At 68.8% G+C, this 9,561-nt stretch carries 4 protein-coding genes, 3 pseudogenes and 1 other annotated feature; of the genes and pseudogenes, 3 read left to right on the forward strand and 4 right to left on the reverse strand.

What is annotated here, in order from left to right; translation table 11 throughout:
- Positions 1-219: 219 nt before the first annotated feature.
- The 3 genes and pseudogenes from GAK38_RS18980 to GAK38_RS18990 all read right to left on the reverse strand — a co-directional run.
- Positions 220-1,380: pseudogene (locus GAK38_RS18980) on the reverse strand (efflux transporter outer membrane subunit); the annotation flags it as partial.
- Positions 1,377-4,513, reverse strand: a pseudogene (locus tag GAK38_RS18985) (efflux RND transporter permease subunit). The pseudogenes GAK38_RS18985 and GAK38_RS18980, both read right to left, overlap by 4 nt.
- Positions 4,514-4,523: 10 nt before the next feature.
- Positions 4,524-5,696, reverse strand: a complete 1,173-nt coding sequence (locus GAK38_RS18990) for an efflux RND transporter periplasmic adaptor subunit (RefSeq protein WP_325346519.1) — start codon at positions 5,694-5,696, stop codon at positions 4,524-4,526.
- A 177-nt stretch (positions 5,697-5,873) separates the two neighbouring features.
- On the opposite strand from GAK38_RS18990, the gene baeS reads away from it, so the two are divergent.
- Positions 5,874-7,280, forward strand: coding sequence for a sensor histidine kinase efflux regulator BaeS (gene baeS, locus GAK38_RS18995; protein WP_325346520.1), 1,407 nt, complete (start codon positions 5,874-5,876; stop codon positions 7,278-7,280).
- Entirely contained in the window at positions 7,277-7,960 is a 684-nt protein-coding gene (locus tag GAK38_RS19000) for a response regulator (RefSeq protein ID WP_325346521.1), read from the forward strand. Before baeS ends, GAK38_RS19000 begins: the two co-directional genes overlap by 4 nt.
- Positions 7,961-8,323: 363 nt before the next feature.
- On the opposite strand, the gene GAK38_RS19005 is transcribed toward GAK38_RS19000, so the two are convergent.
- Entirely contained in the window at positions 8,324-8,608 is a 285-nt protein-coding gene (locus GAK38_RS19005) for a hypothetical protein (protein WP_325346522.1), read from the reverse strand.
- A 110-nt stretch (positions 8,609-8,718) separates the two neighbouring features.
- Between GAK38_RS19005 and GAK38_RS19010 the strand changes: the two are divergent.
- Positions 8,719-9,435, forward strand: a pseudogene (locus tag GAK38_RS19010) (IS3 family transposase); the annotation flags it as partial.
- Positions 8,995-9,111, forward strand: a sequence feature (AL1L pseudoknot). It overlaps the preceding pseudogene by 117 nt.
- Positions 9,436-9,561 lie beyond the last annotated feature (126 nt).

Genomic DNA, 9,561 nt, shown 5'->3' on the forward strand with positions numbered 1-9,561 from the left:
AGGGTGATCAGGTTCTGCTGCGCGCTGTAGAGCGAGCGCTGGGCGGTCAGCGTTTCCAGGTAGCTGTCCACGCCGTTGCGTCAGCGCGCCTCGGCCAGCACGTAGCTGCGCCGGGTGGACGCGACCAGCGCGCGCTGGGCATCCAGCCGTTCGTCGAGGCGCGCGCGCGGCCAGGGCGTCGGCCACTTCGCTGAAGGCGGTCTGGATCGCCTTCTCGTAGTCGGCCACCGCGATGTCCGTGGCGATCTTTGCCGAGTCCAGCGACGCCTGGAGCGAACCGGCGTTGAAGATCGGCACGCTGATGCTGGGCGCGAAGGACCAGGTGCGGGTGCCGGCGTCAAACAGGCTGGAGAGGGAGTCGCTGGCCCGCCCGGCGGACGCGGTGAGCGTGATGGTCGGAAAGAACGCCGCGCGCGCCGCGCCGATGTTGGCGTTGGCCGCCTTCAGGGTGTGCTCGGCGTAGAGCACGTCGGGGCGCTGCAGTAGCGCGCGCGACTCCAGCTTCTCGGGCAGCGGCGCGAGCGCGACGGCAGCGTCCGCATCGCCGGCGCCGGGCAGCAGGTCGTCGGGCACCGCCGCGCCCACGACCAGTTCCAGCGCGTTGCGCGCCTGCTCCAGCGAGGTGGCGTAGGAGCCGACGTCGGCGCGGGCGCTTTCCACGCTGCTTTCCACCGAGGCCACGTCCACACCCGAACTCAGGCCCTGCGCGTGCTTGCGGCGCGTCAGTTCGAGCGTGCGGCGCTGGCTGTCGAGCGTCTGCTGCGCCAGCACCAGCCGCTGCTGGTAGGCACCTGCGGTCAACCAGTCGCTGGCGACCTCGGCGACCAGGCTCATGCGCGTGCTGCGCTGGGTCTCGGCAGTGGCCAGCCAGCTCTCCAGGGCCTGGTCCTTGAGGCTGCGAATGCGACCGAACAGGTCCAGCTCCCAACTGCTGAAGCCGACGGAGACGGAGTCGCTGCGGCTCACCACCGAGGTGCCGGTGCTGCTGCTAGCGGCGCTGGTGCGCGCGGCGCTGTGGCTGCCGGAGGCCGCTACCGTCGGCAGCAGGCTGGCACGCTGGATCTGGTAGGTGGCGCGGGCCTTCTCGATGTTGAGCACGGCCACGCGCAGGTCGCGGTTGTTGCGCAGCGCCAGCGCGATCACCTGGCGCAGCCGTTCGTCCACGAAGACCTCGCGCCAGTCGAGGTCGGCCACGGGCGCGGCGTCCGGCGTGCCCGGCACGGCGTCGCGGAACTGCGCCGGCACCGGCGCCGCCGGCTGCTCGTAGGGCGGCGCCATGCTGGCGCAGCCAGCCAGTGCGGCAAGGATACTCCCATAGAGGATTCCATGAAGCCGGCCATTCATGCGAGTTTTGGACATATACCCCTGGATGACTGTCATGCGGATGCCTCCGTGCGCGGGCCGTTGGAGCGCTTGCGGTCCGGGAACAGGCTGCGCACGATCACGTAGAACAGCGGAACAAAGCAGATGCCCAGCGCGGTCGAGGCCAGCGTGCCGCCGAACACGCCGGTGCCCAGCGAGTGCCGGCCGCCCGAGCCGGCACCGCTGCTAATCACCAGCGGCAGCACGCCGAGCATGAAGGCCAGCGAGGTCATCAGGATCGGCCGCAGGCGCAGCCGTGCGGCCTCCAGCGTGGCGGCCACGAGCGGCTTGCCTTGCTCCTCGAGCTCCTTGGCGAACTCGACGATCAGGATGCCGTTCTTGGCCGCGAGGCCGACCGTGGCGAGCCGGCCGACCTGGAAGTACACGTCGTTGGAGAGGCCGCGCAGCGAGGTCAGCAGCAGCGCGCCGACCACGCCGATCGGCACTGCCAGCATCACTGAGAACGGGATCGACCAGCTCTCGTAGAGCGCCGCGAGGCACAGGAAAACGAACAGCAGCGACACGGCGTACAGCAGCGGCGCCTGGCTGCCGGCCTGCTGCTCCTGGTACGACAGACCCGACCAGGCGTAGCCGAAGCCGCTGGGCAGCTGCTTGACCAGCGACGCCATCTCGGTCATCGCTGTGCCCGAGCTGACGCCGTCGGCGGCCTGCCCGCTGATCTCCATCGACGCCGAGCCGTTGAAGCGCGCGAGCGAGGCCGGAGCGAAGCTTCAGCCGGTGGTGGAGAAGGCTGCGAACGGCACCATGTCGCCGTCGCTGTTCTTCACCGACCAGCGGCCGACGTCCTGCGGCAGCATGCGCGCGGTCGGCTCGCCCTGCACATAGACCGTCTTGATGCGGCCGCGGTTGACGAAGTCGTTGACGTAGGTGCTGCCGAGCGCAGTCGAGAGCGTGCTGTTGATATCGGAGAGCGTGAGGCTCAGGGCACCGGCCTTGGCGTCGTCAATGTGGATGTCGAAGGTCGGTGCATCCTCCAGGCTCGCGTAGCGCACCGATTCGAGTTTGTCGCTCTTCGCCGCCAGGGCGAGCAGCTGCTCGCGCGCGGCCACCAGCGATTCGTGGCCGGCGCCGCCGAGGTCCTGCAGCTCCAGGGTGAAGCCGGCGCTCTGGCCCAGGCCGGGAATGCCGGACGGGGCGATGGCGAAGATCTGCGCGTCGCGGAACTTCTGCGCCATCGCCTGGGTGATGCGCATGCCGATATCCGAGGCGCTGGCTTTGCGCGCGTTCCAGTCCTTCAGACGCACGAAGCCCATGCCCGAATTCTGGCCGCTGCCGCCGGTGCTGAAGCCGGCCACCGCCATCACCGAATCGACCTCGGGCTGCTGGCGCACGTACTCGGAGATCTGGTCCATCACCTTGAGCGTCTGCTGCTGGGTGGAGCCCGAGGGCAGCTTGACCTGCACCATCAGCATGCCCTGGTCCTCCTCGGGCAGGAAAGCCGTCGGCAGCCGCCAGAACAGCAGGCCGGCAGCGACCAGGATCACCACGTAGGCGGCCAGGCCCAGCCGGCGGTGGCTGGTGAGGGAGCGCACGCCGCCGTGGTAGCGGTCGCCGGCGCGCTCGAAACGGTCGTTGAACCAGCCGAAGAAGCGGCCCAGCGGCCCCCTGCGGCTGACGTGACCGCCCTTCTCGATCGGCAGCAGGTAGGTCGCGCACAGCGCCGGGGTCAGCGTCATCGCCACCAGCACCGACAGCAGCATCGCCGAGGCGATGGTCACCGAGAACTGGCGGTAGATCGCCCCGGTGGAACCGCCGAAGAAGGCCATCGGCAGGAACACCGCCGTGAGCACCAGCGCGATGCCCACCAGCGCGCCGGTGATCTGGCCCATCGACTTCTTCGTGGCCTCGTAGGGCGAAAGCCCTTCCTCGCTCATCACGCGCTCGACGTTCTCGACCACGACGATCGCGTCGTCCACCAGCAGGCCGATGGCCAGCACCATCGCGAACATCGACAGCGTGTTGATCGAGTAGCCCAGCACCGACAGCACGCCGAAGGTGCCCATCAGCACCACCGGCACGGCGATCGCCGGGATCAGCGTGACGCGCCAGTTCTGCAGGAACAGGTACATGATCGCCACCACCAGCACGATCGCCTCGACCAGGGTCTTGACCACCTCCTCGATGGAGATCTTCACGAACGGCGTGGTGCTGTAGGCGGTGTGGTAGCCGAGCCCGGTCGGGAAGAACGGCGCGAGTTCCTTGAGCTTGGCCTCGACCGCCTTGGAGACGTCCAGCGCATTGGCGCCCGAGGCCAGCTCGATGCCCATGCCGGAGGCCGGCTTGCCGTTGAAGCGGCTCGCGGTCGTGTACGACTCGCTGCCGAGCTCCACGCGTGCCACATCCGACAGGCGCACCACCGCGCCCTTGCTGTCGGACTTGACCACGATCGCCTTGAACTGGTCCACGGTGCGCAGGCGGCTGCGCGAGTTGACGGTGGCCGTCAGCGCCTGGCCGTCGGCCGCCGGCAGCGCGCCGAGCGAGCCGGAGAAGACGTCGGCGTTTTGCGCCGAGATCGCGCTGGTCACGTCCGAGGGCATCAGCGCGTAGGTGCGCAGCTTCTCCGGGTCGAGCCAGATGCGCATCGAATACTTCGACCCCATGACCTGCACGTTGCCGACACCCGAGACGCGGCTGATCGGGTCCTGCAGCGTGGACACCATGTAGTCGGCGATGTCGGTGCCGTCCATGCTGCCGTTGTCGGAGGTGAAGGCCAGCACCATGAAGAGGTTGCCGGACGACTTGGTGACGGTGATGCCGGTGGAGGTCACTGCGTCGGGCAGCATCGCTCGGCCTGCTGCAGCTTGTTCTGCACCTGCATCTGGGCGGTGTCCGGATCGGTGCCCGAAGCGAAGGTCAGCGTGACCTGCGCGCTGCCCGAGGAGGTGCTGCTGGAAGCCATGTACAGCAGGTTGTCCAGCCCGGTCATGTTCTGCTCGATCACCTGGGTGACCGAGTTCTCGGTGGTCTCGGCCGAGGCGCCGGTGTACGTGGCGCGCACCGAGATCGACGGCGGCGCGATGTCCGGGTACTGCTCTACCGGCAGCGTGAACGCGGCAAGCGTGCCGGCCAGCGCGATGACGATGGCGATGACCCAGGCGAAGATGGGTCGGTCGATGAAGAAACGTGCCATGGCCGCGCCCTCAGCCGGCCTTGCCGGAAGCGGCGGCCGGGGCGGTGGCGGCCTCCTTGGCCGTCACCGCCTGCCCGGCGGAGACCTTGCTGCCCCCGTCGACGATCAGCTTCTCGCCGGCCTGCAGGCCTCCGGTGACGATCCACTGCTCACCCACCGCGTCGCCGGTCTGCACGACCCGCTCGGCCACCTTGCCGTCCTGGCCGACAAGCTTGACCGTGGCCTCGCCCTTGGTGTTGCGGCTCACGGCGCCCTGCGGCACCAGGATCGCGCTGTCGTTGACCGCCATCGGCAGCACCGCGCGCACGTAGGTGCCCGGCAGCAGCAGCCGCTCGGGGTTGGGCACCACCGCGCGCAGCGTGACGTTGCCGGTGCCGGTGTCGACCGAGGTGCCGACGAATTCGAGCGTGCCGCTGTGCGCATAGGTGCTGCCGTCCTCCAGCACGATCTTTACCTCGGCCTTGCCGCCCACCGCCTTGAGCGCGCCGCTGTCGATCTGCTTGCGCAGCGCCAGCATCTGCGCACTGGTCTGGGTGACGTCCACATAGATCGGGTCGAGTTGCTGGATCGTCGTCAGCGCGGTCGTCTGGCTCGCCGTGACCAGCGCCCCGGGCGTGTAGGTCGAGGTGCCGATGCGCCCGGAGATCGGCGCGGTGATGCGGGTGAAGCCGAGGTTGATGCGCGCGGTCTGCAGGCTCGCCTTCGCGACCGCTACGGCCGCCTCGTCCTGGCGCAGCGTGGCGGCGGCATTGTCGCGGTCCTGCTGGCTCACCGCGTCAATCTCCACCAGGTTGCGGTAGCGTTCGGCCTGCGGCCGCGCCGACAGCACCGCCGCCTCGGCCTGGGCTAGGCTCGCCTGGGCATTGGCCTGGGCGGCCTCGTAGGTGGCCGGGTCGAGCTGATAGAGCACCTGGCCGGCCTTGACCTCCTGGCCTTCGGTGAACAGCCGCTTCTGGATGATGCCGCCGACCTGGGACCGCACGTCGGACACCATGTAGGCGACGGTGCGCCCGGCCAGGGTCTGGTTCATCGCCTGCCGCTGCATGCGTACCGTCCAGGTGCCAACTTCGGGCTGCGGCGCCTGCGGCGCCTGTTGCTGGGAGCAGGCGGTCAGAAGCAGCAGCAGCGCCGCGAGCGGCAGCGAAAGGCACAGGGCCCTGCGGTGTGGCGGATGGACAGTCATGATGGAAAGCATGCGCGAAGGCCCGCGCCGACGGCGGGCGAAGCAGGAAGACGGGATGCATCTTCGGAGGAAAATGTGCAGCAAATATGGACACCCCTCGGAGCTGCGGGGGCCACGCTTCCCAGGGCGGCGAGGACACGGTCCAATAGAGCTTCCCTTCTTTCATTTCCCCTTCCGATGCTGCGCATTCCCCTGAGGCCGGGCATCACCGCCAAGCTGTTCCTCGCCATGCTGGCATCCTGCGCCATCGTGCTGCTCGTCAACGGCATCGCGGCACGCGCCAGCTTCCAGCGCGGCTTTCTCGGCTACCTCAACGAGCAGGGCATGGAACGGCTGGAGACCGTGCTGCCGCGCCTGGAGGACGCCTATCGCCAGCACGGCGACTGGGCCTTCTTGCGCGGGAACTTCGATGCCTGGTTCGCGCTGATGTACCCGACGCCGGAGGGAGGCCCCGACCCCGAGCTACTGCGCGCCGGCCCTCCGGTGTCGGAGCAGACCGGCGCCGTGCCGCGCCTCGCGCTGCTCGACCGCGACCATACGCTCGTCGTGGGCAACCCGGCGGCCGATCGGGACTCACTGCTGCGGCCGGTGCGCGTGAACGGGCGCACCGTCGGCTGGATGGCGATGGTGCCGTTCCAGAAGGCCATTGCAGCCGGTGATGTGCGCTTCTACGAGGCCCAGCTGCAGATGTGGTGGCTCATCGGCGCCTTCTCGGTCGCGGTGGCCGCCGTGCTCGCGGGCCTGCTGTCGCGCACGCTGCTGCGGCGGGTGCATGGCCTGGCCGCGGCCACGCACCGCCTCGCGGCGGGCGACTTTGCGATCCGGGTCGACGCCGGCGCGCGCGACGAACTCGGCGGGCTCGCGCGCGACTTCAACCAGCTCGCCCAGGCGCTCGATCACAACGAGCGCACGCGGCGCCACTTCATGGCCGACATCTCGCACGAACTGCGCACGCCGCTGGCCGTGATGCGCGCCGAAGTGGAGGCGGTCGAGGACGGCATCCGGCCGATGACGCCGGCTTCTCTGCAGCCGCTGGGCCAGCAGATCCTGCAGCTCGGCAAGCTGGTCGACGACCTGCACGCCCTGTCGATGACCGACGTGGGCGCGCTCGCCTTCCGCCGCGAGCCGCTCGATCTGGCGACGCAGCTCGACGCGGCGCTGGCGGCCATGGCGCCCCGCTTCGCCGCGGCCGGACTGCGGCTGGGCTGGCAGCCCGGCGGCGGCCCCTGGCGCATCCGAGGCGACGAGCGCCGGCTGCAGCAGCTGTTCGTCAACCTGCTCGAGAACTCGCTGCGCTATACCGACCCCGGCGGCACCGTCGAGGTGCGCTGCGAGCGCGCAGGCGGCCGCCTGCGCGTCGTCTTCGACGACAGCGCGCCGTCGGTGGAGGAGGACAAGTTGCCGCGCCTGTTCGAGCGCTTTTACCGCACCGAGGCGTCGCGCAACCGCGACAGCGGCGGCAGCGGCCTGGGCCTCGCGATCTGCCGCAACATCGTGCAGGCGCACGACGGCACCATCCACGCCGAAGCCTCGCCGCTCGGTGGCCTGCGCGTGGTCGTCGATCTGCCGGAGGCCGCCCCGTGAGCCCGGCTGGCCCGGCGCAGGCGCAAGGCCGCATCCTCATCGTGGAGGACGAGCCGCGGCTGTCCGCCGTGCTGCGCGACTACCTGCAGGCCGCCGGCTATGTCTGCCGGCAGGTCTTCGACGGCGCCGCCGCCGTGCCGGCGTTCCTGGAGGAATCCCCCGACCTCGTGCTGCTCGACCTGATGCTGCCGCATTGCGACGGTACCGACATCTGCCGCGAGCTGCGCCGGCTGTCCGACGTGCCGGTCATCATGGTCACTGCGCGGGTCGAGGAGATCGACCGCCTGCTCGGTCTGGAGCTCGGCGCCGACGACTACGTCTGCAAGCCCTTCAGCCCGCGCGAGGTCGTCGCGCGCGTGAACGCCGTGCTGCGGCGCCACCGCCATGCGCCAGCCCTGGGGCGCGGGCTCGCGATCGACGCCGCGGCGCTGCGCGCGAGCCTCCACGGGCGCGACCTCGGGCTTACGCCGGTCGAGTTCCGGCTGCTGCATGCGCTCGCGGCGCGGCCCGGCCGCGTCTATTCGCGCGACCAGCTCATGGACCATCTCTACGGCGACCACCACGCCATCACCGACCGGACCATCGACAGCCACGTCAAGAACCTGCGCCGCAAGCTCGGCGACGTCGGCGAGGAATGGGTCCGCTCGGTCTACGGTGTCGGCTACCGGTTCGAGGGGTGACCGGCAGGCACGCTCACCGCACCTCCAGCCTCCAGCCTAGCTGGCTGTCGGCCACCGGCAGGCGATGCGATAAATCGGTCGTGACCACGTAGCTGCGCCGATACACCGTTCGCAGCCCCTGGCGCTGCAAACTGCGGCGGACGCCTCTAAACCCGGGGCGGTTCAATCTTGGCGAACACGTTCCCTTGGGCGTAAGTCATGATGATGCTGCAGCTCCATGGAAGATGGTTGATTGAAAGGCAAGAATTCTGCGCTGGAGCTCGCGCCGACGCATAGCAGCGCGCTCCGAGACCACCGATGCACCGTCGAAAACGGCAAGTCGCCATCGCCACTGAGCATCCGTCACCTCGACCGTTCGCGCACTCAAAAGTTGTGGGTCACGGTCATGCGGAAGGTACGAGGCTCAACGGGGTGGTAGTGGACATCCTCCACGGCAGTGGCCTCACCGCGCAATCGTGACGCGTAGTAGTAATCGCTGTCGGTCGCTCGACGGTTGAAGAGGTTGAAGACATCCAGGGACACGCGTGTATCGCGGTCCACGGCGTAGCCAATGCGCGCGTTGGTCAGCGCGGTGCTGTGGGACTTCACGCTGTTGTCCTCGACCAGCACCCTTGGGCCGAAATAACGCAGGTTAAGAAAGCTCTGCACGGAGCGTGTCGGAAATTTCGTGTGTGAGCCAGTTGATCAATTATTGACGATAAACCGCTCTGAACCGCCCCGGGATTCCTGGAGGCTCCAACTCTTGAGAGGATGGAGTCATGACAAAGCCAGTGAAGTATTCAGCGGAAGTACGGGAGCGAGCGGTTCGGATGGTGTTGGAGCACCAGGACGAGCATGGTTCGCAGTGGGCGGCGATCGCCTCGATCGCCGGGAAGATCGGTTGCACGGCCGAGGCGCTGCGGTTGTGGGTGCGGCGGGCCGAGCGTGATCAGGGCAAGCGTCCAGGCCTGACGACGGACGAGCGGGAGAGGATGAAGGCGCTGGAGCGGGAGAACCGGGAGCTGCGGCAAGCCAACGAGATCCTGCAAGGCGTCGGCATATTTCGCCCAGGCGGAGCTCGACCGCCGCTTCAAGCCATGACCGGGTTCGTGGCCGAACACCGGAACGCCTACGGAGTCGAGCCGATCTGCCGGGTGCTGGAGATCGCTCCGTCGACGTACTACAGCCAGGCGGTGCGGCAGGCCGACCCCGAGGCACGTCCGGATCGCTGGCGGCGGGATCAAGTGCTGGAAGTGGAAGTGCGTCGGGTATGGGACGAGAACCGACAGGTCTACGGCGTGCGCAAGGTGTGGAAGCAGTTGCTGCGGGAGGGCTGGCAGGTGGCACGATGCACGGTGGAACGGCTGATGCGCCGGCTGGGTCTGCGCGGTGTGATCCGGGGCAAGCCGGGGAAGACCACGACCGGCGACAAGGCACAGCCGTGTCCGCTGGACCGGGTGAACCGGCAGTTCCACGCCGAGCGGCCGAACGCGCTGGGGGCTGTCAGTATTTCTGTGTGTGAGGCGGTTGGTGAACTGGTTTCTGGCTGTTGATCTATCAGGCCCCTGCCAGGCCGCCGGAGGCCCCCCCGGTTGGCCCATGGACCCATGGCTCAGCCCCTC

This window comes from Xylophilus sp. (assembly GCA_009914555.1).
In the GTDB taxonomy this organism is placed as follows: domain Bacteria; phylum Pseudomonadota; class Gammaproteobacteria; order Burkholderiales; family Burkholderiaceae_C; genus WNDY01.

Coding starts and splice junctions, on each gene's coding strand:
- GAK38_RS18990 (WP_325346519.1), bottom strand. CDS start 5,696: ATGACTGTCCATCCGCCACACCGCAGGGCCCTGTGCCTTTCGCTGCCG.
- baeS (WP_325346520.1), top strand. CDS start 5,874: ATGCTGCGCATTCCCCTGAGGCCGGGCATCACCGCCAAGCTGTTCCTC.